This window comes from Mycobacterium sp. M26, from assembly GCF_001494595.1.
Taxonomy (GTDB): domain Bacteria; phylum Actinomycetota; class Actinomycetes; order Mycobacteriales; family Mycobacteriaceae; genus Mycobacterium.
In genome coordinates, this window is record NZ_LN929907.1 from 1,191,731 (window position 1) to 1,211,613 (window position 19,883).

Here is a 19,883-nt window from a genome sequence, read left to right on the forward strand (position 1 = left end):
ACTCCGATCTGTGTGGTCGGTCGGGGTGTCAGCCAAGTTTTTCGGCTAGGTCTTGGGGGCCAGTCTACGTTGTTGACCCTGCCGCATAATTGTCGGTTGTTGGGGCGATTCGCCTGTTCTGCTTAAAGCCCTTGTGTAGCAGAGTTTTTCGCTATCTGGAGCGGCAGTAGCTGCGGACGGGGAGGCTGTGGCCGACCAGGCCGATGCCGCCGCCGAGAATCGGCCAGATCGGCCAGAAGTACCAGGCGCCGGCCGTCAGCGCCACCGCGAGCCAGACGGTCAGCACGATCACGACCATGGCGGCGTAGGCGGTCAGGTGGATGCGTACCGAGGCGCGGGCGGCTCTCTTGACGGCTGCGGCACGCTGGGGGTCGGCGCGGCGCAGCTGACCGACTGGCAGGTCGGAGACGACGCGACGCAGGTCATCGGTGGTCTGGGCGGCGTAGGCGGCCTGGACCCGGGTGTCGTATTCGCCGAGGTCGAAGTATCCCTGGGCGAGGGCGAGTGACAGCAGATTCGCGGTGGCGGCGCGGTCGTGGTCTCCGACGCGGGCGATCGTGGTGGTCATACCTTCCAACTTTGACAGGTCACTAGTGGACTGTCAACGGTTGTGTTGAATGATCTGGTGTCCGAACAACGCGTCGTCAGCGCCAGCCGAGAGATCGCCGCCCCCGCGGCCCGGATTTTCGACCTCATCGCCGATCCGGCCCAGCAGCCGGCCTGGGACGGCAACGACAACCTCGGCCACGCCCCGGCCGGTCAGCGCGTCCGTGCCGAGGGTGAGGTCTTCACCATGACGCTCAACCACGGCGCGGTCCGGGAGAACCGGGTGGTCGAGTTCACCGAGGGCCGGCTGATCGCCTGGCAACCGTCCGAAGTGGGCACGCCACCGCCGGGCCATCTCTGGCGCTGGGAGCTCCAGCCGATCGATGACGGCCACACCCTGGTCACCCACACCTACGACTGGACCCGGCTCACCGACACCAAGCGGATGGAGCGGGCAAGGGCCACGACCGCCGACCGGCTGCAGGCCTCGATCGACCGGCTGGCCGCGATCGCCGAAGGCGCCTAACGCCGAGTTGACCGCGAGTGTGCGATGTCGTTCGCAACACGCCGGTTCCGGCGGATGAGGACGCACACTCGCGACGGCGCCTAACGCCCCGCGGCGAACTCCCGCAACGACTCCACCTGCGCCGGATCCAGCGAGGGCCGCACGGTCTGCCTGGCCTTGGCCACATCGTCGGCGGTGACGTCGGCCGCGTCGATCGAGCGGCGCATCGCGGTCAGCGCCGCCTCACGCAGCAGTGCCACACAATCGGCGGCGCTGTAACCGTCCAGTTCGCCTGCCAGTGCCTCGAGGTCCACCTCCGGGGACAACGGCACCGACTTACCGGCGGTGCGCAGAATCTCCTTGCGCGCCTCGGCATCCGGCGGCTCGACGAACACCAGCTTCTCCAGCCGGCCCGGCCGCAGCAGGGCGGGGTCGATCAGGTCCGGACGGTTGGTGGCCCCGAGCACGACGACGTCGCGCAGCGGTTCGATCCCGTCGAGTTCGGTCAGCAGCGCGGCGACCACCCGGTCGGTCACCCCGGAGTCGAAGCTCTGCCCGCGCCGCGGTGCCAGTGCGTCGATCTCGTCGAGGAACACCAGCGAGGGTGCGGAATCCCGTGCCCGCCTGAACAGTTCGCGGACCGCCTTCTCCGACGAGCCCACCCACTTGTCCATCAGCTCGGCGCCCTTGACGGCGTGCACGCTGAGCCGGCCGGAGCTGGCCAGTGCGCGCACCACGAACGTCTTTCCGCACCCCGGCGGGCCATAGAGCAGAACGCCTTTCGGCGGTTCCACACCGAGGCGGGCGAAGGTGTCCGGATGCTGCAGCGGCCACAGCACGGCCTCGGTGAGCGCCTGTTTGGTGGCCACCATGTCGCCGACGTCGTCGAGTGTTACCGACCCGACGGACACCTCCTCGGTGGCTGACCGGGACAGCGGCCGGATGACGCTGAGCGCACCCTTGAGGTCGTCCTGGACCAGCGCCGGTGGCTTGCCGTCCTCGCTGGCCCGCGCCGCCGCCCGCAGCGCGGCCTCGCGCACCAGGGCGGCCAGGTCGGCTCGTACGAAACCCGGTGAGCGGTCAGCGATCTCGTCGAGGTTGAGGTCCTCGGCGGGGACGTCGCGTAGCAGCACCTCCAGCAGTGCCTTGCGGGTGGCCCCGTCGGGCAGGCTCAGGCCGAGTTCGCGGTCGCACAGGTCCGGTGCCCGCAGCCTGGCATCGAGGGCATCGGGCTGTTGGGAGGTGGCGACCAGGGCCACCCCCGGGGCGGCGACGGCCTTGCGCAACTCGGCGAGGATCATCGTGGCGACCGGTTCGGGCGGACTGGGCAGCAGTGCGTCGATGTCGGTGACCAGCAGCACGCCGCCGCCGTCGCAGACCGTGGCCACTGCCTCGGCCACCGCGCGCTGGCGATCGGGGGCGGCCAGCGCACCGGTATCGGGGCCGTCGAGTTCCACCAGTCGGCGGCCCGCGCAGACCGCACGCACCAGCGTCGCCTTGCCGACACCGGCCGGCCCGGTGATCAAGACACCCAGATTCGGCTTGGCGCCAAGCTTTTCCAGCAGGGCGGGCTCGTCGAGGGCGAGCTTGAGCCATTCGGTGAGCCGGCCGGCCTGGACGTGCTGGCCCTTGAGGTCGTCCATCGACACCGGCGGCGCCTCGGGCCACACCATCGGCGGGCTCACTGCGGCGCCGTGGCCCGCGGGCGGCGCTGACGGGGTCACACCGTCACCCCAGGTGACCGACGAATTCGGTTGCACGCTCACCGGTCCGGCCGGATCGGTGCCGGTGACCGTCAGCAGCTCCGAGGTCCAGGTGATGCCCACCGAGGACGCCAGTGCCGAACTGGCCTCCGACGTCGACGTGCCAGGTCCCAGGTCGCGGGGCAGCAGTGAGACGGTGTCACCCACCGTCATCACCTTGCCCAGCAAGGCTTGCCGCAGCGTGGCCGACGACACCGACTGGGTGGCCAGCGTCGACCCGCGCAACGTCACCGAGCGCGCGCCGTACACCGTCACCGCCGATACCAGCACGGTGGTGTTCTCCCGCAGGCCCGCGTTGGACAGCGTGACGTCGTCGAGCAGGGCGGTGCCGGCCGGGGTGTCCGCCGGCGCGATCCCGGCGACCGCCGCCGTGGTGCGAGAACCAGTGAGCGACACCGCATCCCACTCCCGGATGCCCAAGGCCGCAATCGCTTCCGGATGAAGCCGCACGACTCCGCGACGGGAATCGAGCGCCGAGGTGTTCAGCCGTGCGGTCAGGGCCAGGCTGGAGGCCGGCGGCGGCGGGCCCGCCACATCGAGATCGGACATCGCTTAATCACCCGGCCTGCGGAGACGAAGCCGCGCCATGGAGCGGCGGTTGTTGGGTTGGCGACGGCTCGCGCGCCGTGCCGCACGCCGCTGCTTGGGGGCGTCGTTCCACGCCTCCGGCCGAGCGGCGACCCAGCGTTGGCTGTAGACCGTGAACGGGATGATGCACAGATAACCGACGATGATCAGCAGCACCAGGATGTAGGGGAACAGCAACAATGCCGCTGCTGCGGCCGCGATCAGGATCAGCAGGATGGGTGCGGCATTGGGCGGCATCGACACCGCTTTCAGGGCGAGGGTCGGAACCCGGCTGATCAGCAGGGCGGCGTTGGCGGCGAACCAGAAGCAGACAAACCACGTCGAGGTCCACCAGCCCTGCCCGAACTGCAGCATGGCGGCCAACGGCCCGATGACGCCGACCGCGCCGCACGGGGCAGGCATACCGGTGAAGTACTGACGGGTGTAGGCGGGCCGGGTGTCGTCGTCGAGCAACGCGTTGAACCGTGCGAGCCGCAGCACGATGCAGACGGCGTAGAGCAGAGCGAAGATCCAGCCCACCGGCGACGTGGGCACCAACGTCACGTAGACCACCAGAGCCGGCGCGACACCGAAGTTCACCGCGTCGGCCAGCGAGTCGATCTCGGCGCCCATTCGCGACTGGGCGTCCAGGGCGCGCGCAATACCACCGTCGATACCGTCGAGCACCGCCGCAGCACCGATCAGGGCGAGGGCGATGTGCGGGCGGTCGTCCAGCGCGAACTTGATGGAGGTAAGCCCCGCGCAAATCGCCAATACCGTGGTGGCACTGGGCAGAATGCGCATCGCTGACGGACGCCCGGCCCTGGTCACGGCAGCGTAGCCAATACCGTCTCGCCCGCCAGCGTCCGCTGGCCGGGCTCGACCAGAATCTGGGAGCCTGCGGGCAGATAGGTGTCCAGGCGCGACCCGAACCGGATCAGCCCGTAGGTGTCGCCGATAGCGACCTTGTCTCCGGCGTGCACGTCGCAGATGATGCGACGCGCCAACAGCCCGGCGATCTGTACGACCACCACGTTCTGTCCTTCCGGCGTCCGGATCAGCACACTGTTGCGTTCATTGTCCGCACTGGCCGCCGCCAGATCAGCCGAATGGAAGCTGCCCGGCCGGTATTGCACGTCGACGACCTCGCCGCCGACAGGTGTGCGCTGTACGTGGGCGTCCAGCAGCGACAGGAAGATGCTCACTCGGGGTACCGGACCGGCGGGCAGGCCCAGCTCGGCCGGCGGTTCGGCTTCTTCCACCAGGCAGATCAGCCCGTCAGCGGGTGCGACGACCACACCGGCCCGGGTCGGTGGCGTGCGCGGGGGATGCCGGAAGAACCCGGCGTTGGCCGCGGCGGCAGCCAGGCCGGCGCGGCGCACCCATCGCTTCTTGCGGCCCAGAGCGGCAACCGCCAGGCCGGCCGAAATGAACGGCAGACCGGCGGGGTGGACCGGCGGAACCGAGGAGCGCACCAGCGCGACCAGCCGCTGCGGGCCGGACTTCATGTTGTCTTCCGCTGTGCGGGGGCGTCTGGCCATCGGCGTGATTCTACGTGTGGACGGCTACGAAAGGTCCCACAGCTGCACCTGCTCGCCGGCAGCCATCTCGGTGACGTCCTCAGCGATCTCCAGCAGGCAGTTCGCCGAGGCCAGCCAGCGCAGGTGGTGCGAGGCAGGTGGACCGTAGGTGGTCACGGTGCCGGTCGCCGCGTCGTACACGCCGCGGCGGAACTGCCGCTTACCGTTCGGCGAAGTCAGCCCCTCGGTCAGGACGGCGCTGCGCAGCGGCCGGTGCGGATTGGGCAGACCCATGGCCGCCCGCAGTGCGGGGCGGACGAACACCTCGAAGGACACCAGGGCGCTGACCGGATTGCCGGGCAGCGTGATGATCGGCGTGCCGTGTAACCGTCCCGCACCCTGCGGCATGCCGGGCTGCATGGCCACCTTCACGAACTCGACGCCACCTCCCCCGAAGGCATCCTTGACCACCTCGTAGGCACCGGCGCTGACCCCGCCGGAGGTGATGATCAGATCAGCTTGCCCGGCATAACCCTCGAGCACGGTGCTGAACTGGTTGACGTCATCGCTGGAGGTGGGGGTGGCGATCACCTCGCCGCCCGCCTCACGGACCGCGGCGGCCAGCATGATCGCATTGGACTCGTAGATCTGCCCGGGCTTGAGTTCGGTGCCCGCCGAGACCAGTTCGGAGCCGGTGGACATCACCAGCACTCGCTGCCGCGGCAGCACGGTCAGCTGGCCCAGGCCCAGTGCGGCCGCCAATCCCAACGCGGCGGGGGTGACGACGTGACCGGCGCGCAGCACCGTCGTCCCCGCCGCCACGTCCTCACCGGCCAGCCGGATGTGCTGACCGTCCTTGGCGGACGTCCGGATCTCGACGGTCTCGGTACCGCCGTCGGTCAGCTCCACCGCGACCACGGCGGTGGCACCGGTGGGCACCGGCGCCCCGGTCATGATGCGGTGCGCGGTGCCCGGCACCAGCGTCAGCGGATCGGTGCGACCGGCCGGAATATCCTCGGCGACAGGCAGTTTCACGGGGTTCTTGGCGTCGGCGCCGGCGATGTCCTCGGCGCGCACGGCATAGCCGTCCATCGCGGAGTTGTCGAAGACCGGCAAGGACAGCGGGGCGGCGACGTCACCGGAGAGCACCCGGCCCTCGGCCTCGGCCAGCCCGACGGTGACCGGTCGCCCGGCCGCGATGAGCTCGGCGACGACTCGCTGATGTTCTTCGACGGTGCGCATCAGATCGGGAACCTCACTCCGGTGAGCTCTGCGGACACCGCCCACAGCCGGCGCTGCAGATCGACATCGTGGGACTGGGTGCTGGACTGCACGACGACGGGGTAGCCGCGCCGCTCCCCGGAGCCATCCGGGCCGTAGTACTGACCGCCGCTGACGGCCGGGTCGGTAGCGGCGCGCAGCAGCGTCAGCGCACCCATGGCGGCGCTCTGCAGGATCATCGGACCGATCAGCCGGGTGGCCGGTTGCAGCAGCGTCGGCAGGTTGCGGCCCAGCTCGGTGTAGGAGACTCCGGGGTGTGCCGCGACCGCGATCGTGTCGGAGGCCGCCTGCTGGAGCCGGCGCTGCAGTTCGTAGGTGAACAGCAGGTTGGCCAGCTTGGAGCGGGCGTAGGCGGGGATGCGGCTGTAGCGGCGGGTCGACTGCAGATCGTCGAAGTCGATGTCGGCCAGTGTGCCGTGAGCCAGGCTGGACACCGTCACCACCCGCGAGTCCGGGGCGGCCAGCACGCTGTCGAGCAGCAGCCCGGTGAACGCGAAGTGGCCCAGATGGTTGGTGCCGAACTGGAGCTCGAAGCCGTCCCGGGTGGTCTGCTTGGAGGTCCACGCCACGCCGGCGTTGTTGATCAGTACATCGATGCGCGGATAGTCCGACCGCAGCGCGCCGGCGGCGGCGCGTACGGACTCCAGCGAGGTGAGGTCCAGCTGCTGCAGAGCCACGTCGGCACCCGGGCTGGCCGCCAGGATCTGGTCGCGCGCCGCGCGGCCCTTGTCGAGATTGCGCACCGCCATCACGATTTTCGCGCCTCGGCCGGCCAGCACGGTGGCGGTCTCGAAACCGATCCCGCTGTTGGCGCCGGTGATCACCACGACGCGCCCCTGCTGCTCGGGAACGTCGGCCGCGGTCCATCTGCTGCCGGTCATGTGTCAGACGATACGTCGGTCCAACTTGCATCCATGCTGGGGCCGTTTACTGTCGCGGTATGGCGATCGGTGGGGTGTTGTTCGACATCGACGGCGTCCTGGTCACGTCCTGGGAACCCATTCCCGGTGCGGCCGAGGCCCTGGCGGTGCTCGCTGACCATCAGGTCGCGCGGTCGTACCTGACCAACACCACCACCCGCACCCGTCAGCAGATCGCCTCGGCGCTGTGCCAGGCGGGGATGGATGTGCGGCCCGACGAGGTGATCACCGCCGCGGTGCTGACCGCCGACTATGTGCGGGCCAACTATCCCGACGCCCGATGTTTCCTGGTGAACAACGGGCAGATCACCGACGACATGCCGGGCATCGACATCATCGACTCGGTGATCTACGACGACGGGGTGGACCCCGGAACGCCCGATGTCATACTGTTGGGCGGGGCGGGGCCGGAGTACAGCCACCGCACGCTGTCGCGGGTCTACGAGTGGATGGCCCAGGGCGTGCCGGTGGTGGCCATGCATCGCAGCACCGCGTGGAACACCACCGAGGGACTGCGTATCGACACCGGCATGTATCTGATCGGGATGGAGCAGACCTCCGGGCGCAAGGCCACCGCGGTGGGTAAGCCGGCGCCGGCCGGGTTCTTGGCCTCCGCCGCCCGGCTCGGAGTGGACCCCGATGAGATGTACATGGTCGGCGACGACCTCAACAACGACGTGCTGGCCGCCCAGGTGGTCGGCATGACCGGTGTGCTGGTGCGCACCGGGAAGTTCCGGCAGGACACGTTGGACCGTTGGGCGGCAGACGAATTCGCCATGCAACCGACCCACGTCGTCGATTCGGTGGCCGACCTGCCCGGGCTGCTGGGCCTTTAGCCGGGCCGCGCGGTCAGACCGCGCACCGCCTCGATGCGGGCCTTGAGCTGATCACGGGTGGCGGCCGCGACCGGCGGCCCGCCACAGATTTGCCGCAATTCGTTGTGAATCTGCCCGTGCGTCTTGCCGGTGCGGTGGTGGGCCAGCGATACCAGGGTGTTGAGTTCGCGGCGCAGATCGCGCAGCTGGCCGTGCGTCGACGGTCGCGGCACCTCACCGCTGGCCGTCCGCTTGGTCAGCTGTTCTTCTTGCCTGCGCCGCAACAGATCTCGCATCGACTCGGCGTCGAGCAGGCCGGGGATACCGAGGTAGTCGGCCTCCTCGTCACTGCCCGCCGGGGTCGCGGTACCGAACGACGAGCCGTCGAAGATCACCTGATCCAGTTCGGCATCGGCGCCGAGGTATTCGATCTTGTTCTCGGTGTCGTCGGGCTCGTCGCGCTTCTGGGCCGCCAGCTCCGCGTCGAGCGGATCATCCTCGGTCTCGCGGTGCGGCTTGCCCAGCACATGGTTGCGCTGGGCTTCCATCTCACTGGCGAGCAGGAGCAGATTGGGCACCGACGGCAGGAAGATGCAGGCCGTCTCGCCGGGCCGCCGGGATCGCACGAACCGGCCGATCGCCTGGGCGAAGAACAGCGGTGTCGAGGCACTGGTCGCGTAGACGCCGACCGCCAGGCGGGGCACGTCCACCCCCTCGGACACCATGCGCACGGCCACCAGCCAGCGGGAGGTGCCGTCGGAGAACTGGGAAATCCGCTCCGAGGAGCCTGGGTCATCGGAGAGCACCAGCGTCGGGGTCTCGCCGGTGATCTTGAGCAGCAGGTCGGCGTAGGCGCGCGCGGCGGTCTGATCCGAGGCGATGATCATGCCGCCGGCGTCCGGGACGTGCTCGCGAAGACCGCGCAGCCGGGTGTCGGCGGCGGCGATCACCGCGGGCATCCACTCACCGGCCGGGTTCAGCGCCGTCTTCCACGCGCGCGCCGTCTGCTCCTGGGTCAGCGGTTCGCCGAGGCGGGCGGCGTGTTCTTCGCCGGCGCTGTCACGCCATCGGGCCTCTCCGGAGTAGGCCATGAACATCACCGGGCGCACCACGCCGTCGGCCAGCGCCTCGGCGTAGCCGTAGACGTGGTCGGCCTGCGAGCGGGCGAACCCGTCGGGTCCGGTTTCGTAGGTGACGAACGGGATGGCGCTGTCGTCGCTGCGGAACGGCGTGCCCGTCAGCGACAGCCGGCGGGTGGCGTCGTCGAACGCCTCGCGCATGGCGTCGCCCCAACTCTTGGCGTCACCACCGTGGTGGATCTCGTCGAAGACGACGAGGGTCTTGCGGTTCTCGGTGCGCACCCGGTGTCGGGTGGGGTGGCTGGCAACCTGCGCATAGGTGACGACGACACCGTGGTAGTCGCTGGAGGTGCGGGAGTTGGAGTTGGAGAACTTGGGGTCCAGCGCGATGCCGTGCCGGGCGGCGGCTTGAGCCCACTGGATCTTGAGGTGCTCGGTGGGCACCACGATGGTGACCGTCTCGACGGTGCCCTCGGCCAGAAGTTCGGCGACGATTCGCAGGGCGAAGGTGGTCTTTCCGGCCCCGGGGGTGGCCACGGCGAGGAAGTCGCGCGGCTTGGCGGTCAGGTATTTCACCATCGCTCGCCGCTGCCAGCCCCGCAAAGCCTGGGTGCTGGGCGCATCCTCTGCCCGCACCCGTGGGACTCCTTCCTGACCGAGATGGACTCTAGTGCAAGCGGATCCGCCCACGCACCTCGGTGCGGCGTGTCGTCAGACGAAGAAGTTGTCGTTGCGGATGAAGAACTCGCGGCGCTCGTCGTCGGACAGTTCGCTGAGCGTGGCCAGGCCCTCGAAGTAGTACTCGCGCGGCGCGCCCGGAGCAAACACCATCAGAATGGAGGCCGGTGCGTCAGCCTCGTTGCGGAAGCCGTGGATGCCGCCCGGCGGGACGTAGAGGAAGTCGTTGGGGTTGCCGTCGACCCAGTCGGTCCCGTTGTAGAGCGAGATGGTGCCCGACAGTACGAAGAACGCCTCGGACACCGCGCGGTGGAAGTGCGGCCCGGGTCCGCCGCCGCGCGGGGCGATCTCGACGCGGTAGAGACCGTAGTCGCCGCCGGTGGCCTGCTGGCTGGCGAGGTAGTGGTACTTCACCACGCCGAACGCGTCGTAGTCCGGGGGTTCGTCACCGCGTTTGAGCCACGCGCTGACCTCTGGCTCGTCCTCGGTGTAGCGGGGCGGTGGGTAGGGCGGCACGATCAGTGACACCCCACCCAGTCTGCCGCCGTCACACCGGGAAGACCACCCCCGTCAGCTCCTCGGAGATCGACCACAGCCGGCGCTGTGCGGCGGTGTCATGGGAGGCGGCGCTGGAGGACACGACCTTGGGGTTGCCGCGTTGCTCGCCGAGACCGTCGGGGCCGTAATACTGGCCGCCGATGACGCCGGGGTCGGTGGCCGCCCGCAGCGTCGGCAGGGCTCCCATCTCAGTGTCCTGGAACAGCGGGAACAGCCGGAACGCCCGGTCGATCAGCGGCGGCAGGTTGCGGGCCAGCTCGGTCCGCGAGGCGCCGGGGTGGGCGGCCGCGGCGATCGTGGTGGTGCCGACCAGCCGGCGCTGCAGTTCGTAGGTGAACATCAGGTTGGCGAGCTTGGCCTGGCCGTAGGCGCCGGCCCTGCTGTAGCTGCGCTGCCACTGCAGATCGTCGAACCGGATGCCGCGGTGGGCGAACAGCCGGTGGCCCATGCTGCTGACCGTCACGACGCGCGAGCCGGGCGTCGTGAGCAGCCGGTCGAGGAGCAGCCCGGTCAGGGCGAAGTGGCCCAGGTGGTTGGTGCCGAACTGAAGCTCGAAACCGTCCTGGGTGGTCTCGCGCGGCGTCATCATCACGCCGGCGTTGTTGATCAGCAGGTCGATGCGGTCGTAGTCGGCGTGAAGCTGCTCGGCGGCGGAGCGGACCGACGCCAGCGATGTCAGGTCGAGTTCCTGGACGGTGACCTCGGCGCCGGGGGTGCGGCGGCCGATCAGATCGGCGGCAGCCTGGCCCTTGGCGATGTTGCGCACCGCGAGGACGACGCGTGCGCCGTGGGCGGCCAGCGCGCGGGCGGTCTCGTAGCCCAGGCCGGTGTTGGCACCGGTGATCACGGCGGTGCGGCCGTTCTGGTCGGGAATGTCGGCGGCGGTCCACGTACTCATCTGGTCTCCTACGATGGATTATGCGGGGCGGGCGCTCCGGTTGCTTCAGTTATACGGAACGTGCGCCCCGTTTATCTATTCCCCGAGGTGGTGACCATTGTCCAGGCCCATGCGAGCCGACGCGATGCGCAACCGCGCCCGCGTGCTCGAGGTCGCCTACGAGACGTTCGCCGCCGATGGACTGTCGGTGCCCATCGACGAGATCGCCCGTCGCGCCGGGGTCGGGGCCGGCACTGTCTACCGCCACTTCCCGACCAAGGAAGACCTGTACCGGGCGGTGGTCGAACACCGACTCGGCGAGATCGTCGAGGAGGGGCGCGGGCTGCTGGCCGCCGGGGATCCCGGTGCTGCGCTGTTCTCCTTCATCCGCTCGATGGTGCTGACCTGGGGGGCGACGGATCGCGGGTTGAGCGAGGCGCTGGGCGGCATGGGCGTCGACATCAAGGCCGTCATGCCCGAGGCGGAGAGTGACTTCCTGGGCCTGCTGGCCGATCTTCTCGTGGCGGCTCAGAAGGGCGGCGTGGTGCGGGCCGATGTCGGGGTGGCGGACGTCAAAGCGCTCCTGGTCGGCTTGCAGGCCATGCAGGGCTACAACGAAGCCGCGGCCGACCGGCTGATCGAGGTGGTCCTCGACGGTCTACGCGCAGCGTGAACAACCTCCGCGCAACCTTGCACTCGCCATGGTCGAGTGCTAAGAATGACGTTGGCACTCGCGACCGGTGAGTGCTAGGTCGGGACGGTGAGACCGCAGCCAACACAGCAGCGGTCGTCCGTCGCGGGCACTGCGTCCGGCCAGAAACGTGTAACCCCCAACCGGAGGATTACTTCGCAATGTCCAAGATCATTGCTTACGACGAAGAGGCTCGCCGCGGCCTCGAGCGGGGCCTGAACAGCCTCGCCGACGCGGTCAAGGTGACGCTGGGCCCCAAGGGCCGCAACGTCGTCCTGGAGAAGAAGTGGGGCGCCCCCACGATCACCAACGATGGTGTGTCCATCGCCAAGGAGATCGAGCTCGAGGATCCGTACGAGAAGATCGGCGCTGAGCTGGTCAAGGAAGTCGCCAAGAAGACGGACGACGTCGCTGGCGACGGCACCACCACCGCCACCGTTCTGGCCCAGGCTCTGGTTCGTGAAGGTCTGCGCAACGTCGCGGCCGGCGCCAACCCGCTCGGTCTGAAGCGCGGCATCGAGAAGGCCGTCGAGAAGATCACCGAGACGCTGCTGAAGAGCGCCAAGGAGGTCGAGACCAAGGAGCAGATCGCGGCCACGGCCGGCATCTCCGCGGGCGACCAGACCATCGGCGACCTGATCGCCGAGGCCATGGACAAGGTGGGCAACGAGGGTGTCATCACCGTCGAGGAGTCCAACACCTTCGGCCTGCAGCTGGAGCTCACCGAGGGTATGCGCTTCGACAAGGGCTACATCTCGGGTTACTTCGTGACCGACGCCGAGCGTCAGGAAGCCGTCCTGGAGGATCCCTACATCCTGCTGGTCAGCTCGAAGATCTCGACCGTCAAGGACCTGCTGCCGCTGCTGGAGAAGGTCATCCAGTCCGGCAAGCCGCTGCTGATCATCGCCGAGGACGTCGAGGGCGAAGCCCTGTCGACCCTGGTGGTCAACAAGATCCGCGGTACCTTCAAGTCTGTGGCCGTCAAGGCCCCGGGCTTCGGCGACCGCCGCAAGGCGATGCTGCAGGACATGGCGATCCTCACCGGTGGCCAGGTCATCAGCGAAGAGGTCGGCCTGTCCCTGGAGACCGCTGACGTGTCGCTGCTGGGCCAGGCCCGCAAGATCGTCGTCACCAAGGACGAGACCACCATCGTCGAGGGCGCGGGTGACTCCGAGGCCATCGCCGGTCGCGTGGCGCAGATCCGTGCCGAGATCGAGAACAGCGACTCCGACTACGACCGCGAGAAGCTGCAGGAGCGCCTGGCCAAGCTGGCCGGCGGTGTTGCGGTGATCAAGGCCGGCGCTGCCACCGAGGTGGAGCTCAAGGAGCGCAAGCACCGCATCGAAGATGCCGTGCGCAACGCCAAGGCCGCGGTCGAGGAGGGCATCGTCGCCGGTGGCGGCGTGGCTCTGCTGCAGTCGGCTCCGGCTCTCGATGAGCTGTCGCTGACCGGTGACGAGGCCACCGGTGCCAACATCGTGCGCGTCGCGCTGTCGGCCCCGCTGAAGCAGATCGCCTTCAACGCCGGCCTGGAGCCGGGCGTTGTGGCCGAGAAGGTCTCGAACCTGCCCGCCGGCAATGGCCTGAACGCCGCTTCCGGTGAGTACGAGGACCTACTCAAGGCCGGCGTTGCCGACCCGGTGAAGGTCACCCGCTCGGCGCTGCAGAACGCGGCGTCGATCGCGGCGCTGTTCCTCACCACCGAGGCCGTCGTCGCCGACAAGCCGGAGAAGGCCGCCGCACCCGCCGGCGACCCCACCGGTGGCATGGGCGGTATGGACTTCTAAGTCCCTGTACGAGAAAAGCCCCGGCGTGCTCCGCACGCCGGGGCTTTTTCGTTATCCCCACTGTGGGGGTTATGCACAGGATTGACCGGAAAGCCGTGCACGAGGCCCACACTCGTCGGCACTGACCGTGACGGTCGGCCCATGGAACTCATCATCGGTAGTGCTGCAGTGCGCGGCGGCGACATCACTAGGCGCGGGCTTGCCCGGGATTACACACCCATCTATCGCGACGTCTACCTGAGACGGGATGTCACCTTGACCGCCCATCTCCGCGCGCGAGCAGCGTGGCTATCGACCGGTGCCCCATTGTGCGGTCTGTCTGCTGCTGCAGCACATCTGACGAAGTGGCTCGACCCGTCCACGCCGGCGGAAATTCTGCGCGCCGACCGGCATGCACCGCCAGGGATCGTCGTGCGCTCGTGGAGCGTGCTGCCCGAAGAGGTGGGCCTAGTCGCAAGTATGCGAGCCACTACACCTGCGCGCACCGCGTTCGACATCGGCCGATTGCATCCGCAGCCGATTCCGGTTTTGGATGCGCTCTTGAATGCCACGGGAATCAAACCCGCCGATGTGGTCGAACTGGCCAGTCGGCATCCGGGCAGTCGAGGTGTCGCCACCCTCTGCAGGGCTCTTCAACGGGTGGACGGCGGAGCGGAGTCTCCCCAAGAGAGCAGACTGCGCCTCATCCTGGTCGATGGCGGACTACCGGCCCCGGAAACCCAGATTCAGTTCCGCGAATTGCGTATCAGGGTCGACATGGGTTGGCGGGAATGGAAAGTCGCCGTCGAGTACGACGGGGTGCAGCATTGGAGCAATGGCCGGCAGCGGTCGTGGGATATCGACCGCATCGCGCTACTCGAAGCGGCAGGCTGGGTGGTGGTACGGGTCAGCGCGGAGATGATGGCGAGGCCGCACGTCATCGTCGACCGTGTCCGCGCCAAACTGCGCGCGGCGGGCTGCCCCATCTAGCCGACGACCGTGGGCATTGTGCACAGAAACTGGCGAATTCCCGTGCATAGGGCCCACGCTCGCGAGTTACAGGGGTACGCAGTCGTCGCCGCAGCCCGATGCCGTCGGCACGCCGGGTACCGCAGGCCGGTGCAGCACAGCGCGGCCGGGAACGACCATCAGCGGCGCATCGTCGGACGCACACGATCCGCGGCCGTCCACGATCAGCGAGTAGCCGCCGGGTGACGACGGCGGCCACACCAGCGTGACGTTAGCGTGCGCGCTTGCATTGCGCCGAGTGGTCCGTCCCACGCTGTCGATCGTGAATCTGCCATCGCCCAGCAACGGGTCCACCGCCACCGCATGCGCGCGGAAGTCGTCACCCACGGTGATCAGGTACGCGAAGGTGAAGTCCGTCAACGCCTCGGCGAGGCGCTCGATCTCGACGGGAATGCTCATCCCGCCAGGCTAGCGCTGGGCTCGCGCCGATCGGCCGGTGCTGCCGCTGTCTTGGCGCGTGGTGTCTGCCTTCGCGGCGTGCGATTCGCGTGAGCCGGCCCGCGGTTTCGCCGTGGACCGCTCCTGTCCGGCGCCGTCCTGGATCACGGCCTCGTCGGTGGTGGCCTCCTCGGCGGCCGCCGCGCGGACAGTGGCCGCGGTGATTGACGTTGTCGCCGTGCGGCTTTCCGGTGCCACAGCTGCCACCGGCAAGGCGGCGGGGAAGGGGATCTGCACGTCGATCGGCACGACGTTCCCGAAGGTTGTGGATCCGACGGTGAGGGTTCCACCGATCTGCCCGGTGATCGACAGGCGGTCGGGCTTGAGTACCACCGAGATGGAGTCCGGAACACTGATCTGCACCGTGGCGATCACGTCCCCTGGGCGGGACAGATTGAGAGCGCCGAAGAGCTGGACGTTCGCCGTGCTTTGAGCGATCACCCCGCCACAGTCTGCCGACCGCGTGCACAGGGTGGCGTTGCCGAGCGTATATAGGCTGGCGTAGGCCGAAAGTGTCGTGTCTCCCATCGTGACCGTGGAGTTCGTCCCACCCGATACCGGGACAAAGGCGAGGGCCGCTCGGAGCCCGCCGCTCGGCGTCACGACTGCATTAGCGCCGGGAACCCACAGCAGGTATCCGCCGAAAGTGACAGTGGCGGAGGCGATATCGGCGATGTCGACCGTAGTGCTCACCGTTCCATACACCGGGTAACCCGAGAAACCCACTCCGTAGCCATTGCCGCCGCCGAGGTACACGCTCGGGGTGAGTTGGCTTGAGATGCTGCCCGAAGCTGAAACGCTGGAGCCGCCGACGTCGAGGCCGTAGCCTCCGCTGAGCGACGGAGACAACAGCAGTAAGGCCGCGTTGTTCGGGCTCCAGGTTGCCGTGACAGGCAGGTGGGCGGTCCAGTCGAGGTTGGCGGAGAAATCGTCTGGACCGGTCAGCGTGGTCTTGCTGACCGCCTCCAAGGTGGCAACGGCCTGCTCAGAACTTGGCAAGTCGAAACCGGCGGTCAGCTGACGTACCAGGTTCAGCGGACCGAAGGTCTGGTCGATATCGATGATCGGAAACGTGCTGGCGGTCAGTGCAATCTCGCGGTCCATCTGGTGCGGGCCCATGGGCGTGACCCCGGCCGCTGTGGCGGCAACCAGAGCGCCGACAGCCACTCCGGCGCAAACCTGAGCAATCCCCATCTGAGCCAATCCCTCCGCCGCGGTGCGGCAACTGTACATTTTGACAACGCAAAGTGTTTCTCTTCTGGCGGGAATACCACCGTCGAACAGAGAGGTTGTCGACGACATGCCGCTGCCTACGCCGTCGCCCACATCCACCGCCGTCGTCACCGGCGCCTCCTCGGGAATCGGCGCCGATCTCGCCCGTGAGCTGGCCGCCCGCGGCCACGGCGTCACCCTCGTCGCCCGCCGCGAGGACAAGCTGCGCGCACTCGCCGACGAACTCGGCACGCAGGTGCGCGTGGAAGTCATCGCCTGCGACGTCGCCGACCCGGAGGCCCGCGCCGCCCTGCTCGACGAGGTGGCCCGCCGCGGCCTGACCGTTGACATCCTGGTCAACAACGCCGGCATCGGGGTCGTGGGATCAGTGGCCACCGCACCGGTCGAAGACGAGATCGCCCAGGTTCGGGTCAATGTCGAGGCCGTCATCGACCTCACCTCGCGGGCTGTTCAGCAGATGGTCCCGCGCGGGCGCGGCGCGATCCTCAACGTCGGCTCGACGGCCGCCTTCCAGCCCTTCCCCGGCCAGGCCGGCTACGCCGCCACCAAGGCGTTCGTGCGATCCTTCACCGCAGGTCTGCGCGGCGAGCTCGCCGGTACCGGTGTCACCGCGGCGGTGCTGCACCCCGGCCCGGTGCGCACCGAGTTCCTCGAAGCCGCCGGCATCGACGAACGCGAATTCGCCTCAGCATTCCCGAAATTCATGTGGATTCCGTCGCGCACGGTGGCCAAGATCGGCATCGACGCCCTCGCCGGGGATCGCGGGGACGTCATCGCCGGCGTGCAGAACGTGGTCAGTACGCGCATCTTCCAGGCGCTGCCACACCGGGTTCTGCTGCCGCTGCTGGCCAGTCAGCACCCGGCGCTCAAGCGCGATATCTCACGTCGATAACTCGGGCCACGCCCGCATCCAGCCCTCGACCGGCAGGTCGAGACCGTTGCACAGCGTGCACACGGTGCGGTACCAGCCGACGGCGATCAGCAGTTCCATCCGCTGCTCGTCGTCCAGCGTCTCGCCCAGCGCGGCCCACGTGTGCGCCGACCAGGTTCCGGTGTGCTCCAGTTCGTCGACCGCACTGATGAGGGTGCGCTCCTGGGTATTCCACCGCGGATCGTCGGCGGCGCCGACGGCCAGCGCATCAGCCTCCTCGCCACTCACCCCGGTCAGCGGACCCCAGAACGCCGCCTGTCCGCCCCATTCGTAGGCGCAGCGCAGCACACCGCAGATGCGCAGGATCGCCACCGTGCGCACCCGTGGCGGCAGCTTGGTGTCCACATAGAGCGACTCGCCCAGCTTGCGCAACTTGCGCGCCATATCGGGGTGTCGTTGCAGGCAGCGCACCAGCAGCAGCGGCTCATAGCTGCGGTCTGGGTGACCCCAGCTACCGATGTCGGCGGCGTCGGAATCACTCCACGGCTGAGCGAGCGGCGCGACCCGACTCACGAGGTCGGCGAAGGCTGACGGCCGCGGACCAGCTTGCCCGGCCGCGCCGACGTCGGCACCCCGTTCTCGGAGATGACCTCACCGGAGACGATCGTCGCGACGTAGCCGTCGGCCGTCTGGTCCAGCCGCCGGCCGCCCGCAGGCAGGTCGGATTTGACCGTCGGCCGGTGAAGCCGCAGCGCGTCGGGATCGATCACGTTGAGGTCGGCTTTGTAGCCGACCGCGAGCCGGCCGCGGTCGGCCAGCCCGGCGATCCGCGCGGGTACCGACGTCAGTTCCTGGATCACCCGTTGCAGTGACAGCCGGCCCGACGACCGGTCGCGGACCCAGTGCGTCAGCATGTAGGTGGGAAAGCTTGCGTCGCAGATCATTCCGTAATGCGCCCCGCCGTCGCCCAGGCCCAGGACGACATCGTCGCGCTGGATCAGCTCGGCCACCGTATCCAGCGAGTTGTCGCGGAAGTTGGCCAGTGTCACCAGCAACATGGCATGACCGTCATCGTCGAGCAGTCGGTCGTAGGCCTCCTCGAGCGGGCTGACGCCACGTGCAGCGGCTCGTGCGCCGATCGAATCCTCGGGCGAAGGTTCGTAATTCGGCGGATCGCCGAGCGGGAACATGTAGTTCCATGCCTGCGCGGCGAACATCAGGGGATGGCCGTCGCTGGCCGGTTGATCGTTCAGGATGCGTTCGCGCACTTCGGGTTTGCGCATCTCGGCGACACGTTCGGCCAGCGGAAGATCGGCGATCTCCCGGTAGGACGGGTACATGACGAACGGGTTGCCGGACAGGTCCAAACCGAGAACCAGGCCGATCGGCCGCGGGAAGATCTGCCCCGTGACGTCGCCTCCGTTGGCGTTGGCCTTCTCCACCATCCGCAGTGCGTCGAGGTGAATCGGCGGTCCGGCGTTGCCGATCGCGAGCGTGAAGGTCACCGGCAGACCCACCTCCGAGGCGACGTCGAATACCGCGCTGAGCGCTCCTTCGTAGTCACCGGCCATCAGATCCGGGACGAACTGCAGCAACCCGCCGCCGGCGTCGTCGACGCCCCGGGCGATCGCCTCGATCTCCTCGTACTGCGCCTCGTAGCTCGGAATCGGCTGTCCGCCAGAGGTTTTATGCAGCGTGAGCCGGGATGACGCGAAGCCCAGGGCACCCGCGTGGATCGCCTCGGCTGCGAGCTTGCGCATCATCGCCAGGTCCTCGGGTGTGGGCAACTCACGGTCGACACCGCGCTGACCCATGACGTACACCCGCAGCGGCGAGTGTGGCAGGAATGCGGCGACGTCGATATCCCGCTGCCGCGAATCCAGTGCGTCGAGGAACTCGGGGAAGGTCTCCCAGGTCCACGGCAGTCCGTCGACCATCACCACGCCGGGGATGTCCTCGACTCCGGCCATGACATCGACGAGGACGTCGTGGTCCTCCGGTCGGCACGGTGCGAAGCCGACGCCACAGTTGCCCATGACCGCGGTGGTCACCCCGTGCGCGGATGACGGCGTCATCCGATCCGACCAGATCGCCTGGCCGTCGTAGTGGGTGTGCAGGTCGACGAATCCGGGGGTGACGAGCAGGCCGGTGGCGTCGATCTCGCGGGTGCCCTTCTCCGGCACGGTGCCCACCGCGGCGATGACGCCATCGGAGACCGCGACGTCACCGGGGAAGGGTTCGCCGCCCAGACCGTCCACGATGAGGCCGTTGCGGATGACGAGGTCGTAAGTCATGGCATCGAGATTACGTCGTCCCGGCCTGCATGATGGAGGCTGTGATCGATCACTTCGGAATCAATTGCGTGGACTACGCCGCAGCACAGGAGTTCTACGACCGGGTGCTGTCGGTGCTCGGGTATCAGCGGACCATGGACGTCGGCCCCGCCATCGGCTACGGCCGCGACGGTCATCCCAGCTTCTGGATCGCCGACGGAGCGGGAATGGGCCCCAATCGTGAGGTACATATCGCCTTCGCCGCCGCCGACGAAGATGCGGTCAACGCGTTCCACGAGACCGCGGTGAGCCTGGGCGCGGAATCCCTGCACGCGCCGCGGCTGTGGCCTGAATACCACCCCGGCTACTACGGCGCGTTCGTCCGCGACCCCGACGGCAACAATGTCGAGGCGGTCTTTCACGGCGCCCAGCCCGCAGCCCAGGTTGCGACCAACTCCGCGTAGCGTCGAGAG

At 68.4% G+C, this 19,883-nt stretch carries 20 protein-coding genes; 7 read left to right on the plus strand and 13 right to left on the minus strand.

From position 1 onward, the window contains the following. Nucleotides 1-151: 151 nt before the first annotated feature. On the minus strand, nt 152-568 hold the full coding sequence (locus BN3385_RS05605; protein WP_059015612.1) for a DUF1707 SHOCT-like domain-containing protein: 417 nt from the start codon (nt 566-568) through the stop codon (nt 152-154). Between the two features lie 54 nt (nt 569-622). Between BN3385_RS05605 and BN3385_RS05610 the strand changes: the two genes are divergently transcribed. Continuing rightward, nucleotides 623-1,072, plus strand: coding sequence for an SRPBCC family protein (locus BN3385_RS05610; protein ID WP_059016435.1), 450 nt, complete (start codon nt 623-625; stop codon nt 1,070-1,072). 80 nt (nt 1,073-1,152) lie between these two features. Here BN3385_RS05610 and BN3385_RS05615 read toward each other — a convergent pair whose 3' ends face one another. From BN3385_RS05615 to BN3385_RS05635, 5 genes are read right to left on the minus strand one after another with little or no spacing between them, the layout of a single operon-like run. After that, on the minus strand, nt 1,153-3,363 hold the full coding sequence (locus tag BN3385_RS05615) for an AAA family ATPase (RefSeq protein ID WP_059015613.1): 2,211 nt from the start codon (nt 3,361-3,363) through the stop codon (nt 1,153-1,155). A gap of 3 nt (nt 3,364-3,366) precedes the next feature. Next, on the minus strand, nt 3,367-4,185 hold the full coding sequence (locus BN3385_RS05620; RefSeq protein WP_059015614.1) for a CDP-alcohol phosphatidyltransferase family protein: 819 nt from the start codon (nt 4,183-4,185) through the stop codon (nt 3,367-3,369). A gap of 23 nt (nt 4,186-4,208) precedes the next feature. Further along, the gene (locus BN3385_RS05625) at nt 4,209-4,922 is read right to left on the minus strand and encodes a phosphatidylserine decarboxylase (protein ID WP_059015615.1); all 714 of its coding nucleotides are present in this window, start codon (nt 4,920-4,922) and stop codon (nt 4,209-4,211) included. Nucleotides 4,923-4,946: 24 nt separating this feature from the next. Beyond that, a complete protein-coding gene (gene moeA, locus BN3385_RS05630; protein ID WP_059015616.1) occupies nt 4,947-6,143 on the minus strand; it encodes a molybdopterin molybdotransferase MoeA in 1,197 nt (398 codons plus the stop codon). After that, on the minus strand, nt 6,143-7,063 hold the full coding sequence (locus BN3385_RS05635) for an SDR family NAD(P)-dependent oxidoreductase (RefSeq protein WP_059015617.1): 921 nt from the start codon (nt 7,061-7,063) through the stop codon (nt 6,143-6,145). The genes moeA and BN3385_RS05635 overlap by 1 nt, the downstream gene beginning before the upstream one ends. 59 nt (nt 7,064-7,122) lie before the next feature. Between BN3385_RS05635 and BN3385_RS05640 the strand changes: the two genes are divergently transcribed. Beyond that, nucleotides 7,123-7,938, plus strand: coding sequence for an HAD-IIA family hydrolase (locus tag BN3385_RS05640; RefSeq protein ID WP_059015618.1), 816 nt, complete (start codon nt 7,123-7,125; stop codon nt 7,936-7,938). On the opposite strand, the gene BN3385_RS05645 is transcribed toward BN3385_RS05640, so the two are convergent. The 3 genes from BN3385_RS05645 to BN3385_RS05655 are packed head-to-tail and all read right to left on the minus strand — an operon-like array spanning nt 7,935 to nt 11,130. Then, nucleotides 7,935-9,686: a DEAD/DEAH box helicase gene (locus BN3385_RS05645; protein WP_502688040.1), complete on the minus strand. Its 1,752-nt coding sequence runs from the start codon at nt 9,684-9,686 to the stop codon at nt 7,935-7,937. The genes BN3385_RS05640 and BN3385_RS05645 overlap by 4 nt on opposite strands. Before the next feature lie 21 nt (nt 9,687-9,707). Next, nucleotides 9,708-10,202, minus strand: coding sequence for a cupin domain-containing protein (locus tag BN3385_RS05650; RefSeq protein WP_059015620.1), 495 nt, complete (start codon nt 10,200-10,202; stop codon nt 9,708-9,710). Between the two features lie 19 nt (nt 10,203-10,221). Then, a complete protein-coding gene (locus BN3385_RS05655; RefSeq protein WP_059015621.1) occupies nt 10,222-11,130 on the minus strand; it encodes an SDR family NAD(P)-dependent oxidoreductase in 909 nt (302 codons plus the stop codon). A 109-nt stretch (nt 11,131-11,239) separates the two neighbouring features. Here BN3385_RS05655 and BN3385_RS05660 point away from each other — a divergent pair, with 109 nt between their 5' ends. The 3 genes from BN3385_RS05660 (at nt 11,240) to BN3385_RS05670 (ending at nt 14,556) form a co-directional block, all read left to right on the plus strand. Beyond that, nucleotides 11,240-11,782: a TetR/AcrR family transcriptional regulator gene (locus tag BN3385_RS05660; protein ID WP_059015622.1), complete on the plus strand. Its 543-nt coding sequence runs from the start codon at nt 11,240-11,242 to the stop codon at nt 11,780-11,782. A 179-nt stretch (nt 11,783-11,961) separates the two neighbouring features. After that, complete coding sequence (gene groL / locus BN3385_RS05665) at nt 11,962-13,587, plus strand: chaperonin GroEL (protein ID WP_059015623.1); 1,626 nt, start codon at nt 11,962-11,964, stop codon at nt 13,585-13,587. Nucleotides 13,588-13,728: 141 nt separating this feature from the next. Next, nucleotides 13,729-14,556, plus strand: a complete 828-nt coding sequence (locus BN3385_RS05670) for an endonuclease domain-containing protein (RefSeq protein WP_059015624.1) — start codon at nt 13,729-13,731, stop codon at nt 14,554-14,556. A gap of 66 nt (nt 14,557-14,622) precedes the next feature. Here the strand turns inward: BN3385_RS05670 and BN3385_RS05675 are convergent, their stop codons facing one another. Together BN3385_RS05675 and BN3385_RS05680 are read right to left on the minus strand one after the other, a co-directional pair. Beyond that, complete coding sequence (locus BN3385_RS05675) at nt 14,623-14,994, minus strand: hypothetical protein (protein ID WP_059015625.1); 372 nt, start codon at nt 14,992-14,994, stop codon at nt 14,623-14,625. Nucleotides 14,995-15,003: 9 nt separating this feature from the next. Further along, nucleotides 15,004-16,377, minus strand: a complete 1,374-nt coding sequence (locus BN3385_RS05680; RefSeq protein ID WP_156432587.1) for a hypothetical protein — start codon at nt 16,375-16,377, stop codon at nt 15,004-15,006. Between BN3385_RS05680 and BN3385_RS05685 the strand changes: the two genes are divergently transcribed. After that, entirely contained in the window at nt 16,334-17,158 is an 825-nt protein-coding gene (locus BN3385_RS05685) for an SDR family NAD(P)-dependent oxidoreductase (protein WP_059015627.1), read from the plus strand. The two genes, BN3385_RS05680 and BN3385_RS05685, sit on opposite strands and share 44 nt — an antisense overlap. Here the strand turns inward: BN3385_RS05685 and BN3385_RS05690 are convergent. Together BN3385_RS05690 and BN3385_RS05695 are read right to left on the minus strand one after the other, a co-directional pair. Next, nucleotides 17,147-17,710 (minus strand): carboxymuconolactone decarboxylase family protein, encoded by a 564-nt coding sequence (locus BN3385_RS05690; RefSeq protein ID WP_059015628.1) that lies wholly within the window; start codon nt 17,708-17,710, stop codon nt 17,147-17,149. The genes BN3385_RS05685 and BN3385_RS05690 overlap by 12 nt on opposite strands. Next, the gene (locus tag BN3385_RS05695) at nt 17,707-19,431 is read right to left on the minus strand and encodes an N-acyl-D-amino-acid deacylase family protein (RefSeq protein ID WP_059015629.1); all 1,725 of its coding nucleotides are present in this window, start codon (nt 19,429-19,431) and stop codon (nt 17,707-17,709) included. The genes BN3385_RS05690 and BN3385_RS05695 overlap by 4 nt, the downstream gene beginning before the upstream one ends. Before the next feature lie 41 nt (nt 19,432-19,472). Here BN3385_RS05695 and BN3385_RS05700 point away from each other — a divergent pair, with 41 nt between their 5' ends. After that, nucleotides 19,473-19,874: a VOC family protein gene (locus BN3385_RS05700; protein WP_059016436.1), complete on the plus strand. Its 402-nt coding sequence runs from the start codon at nt 19,473-19,475 to the stop codon at nt 19,872-19,874. The last annotated feature ends 9 nt before the right edge of the window (nt 19,875-19,883 follow it).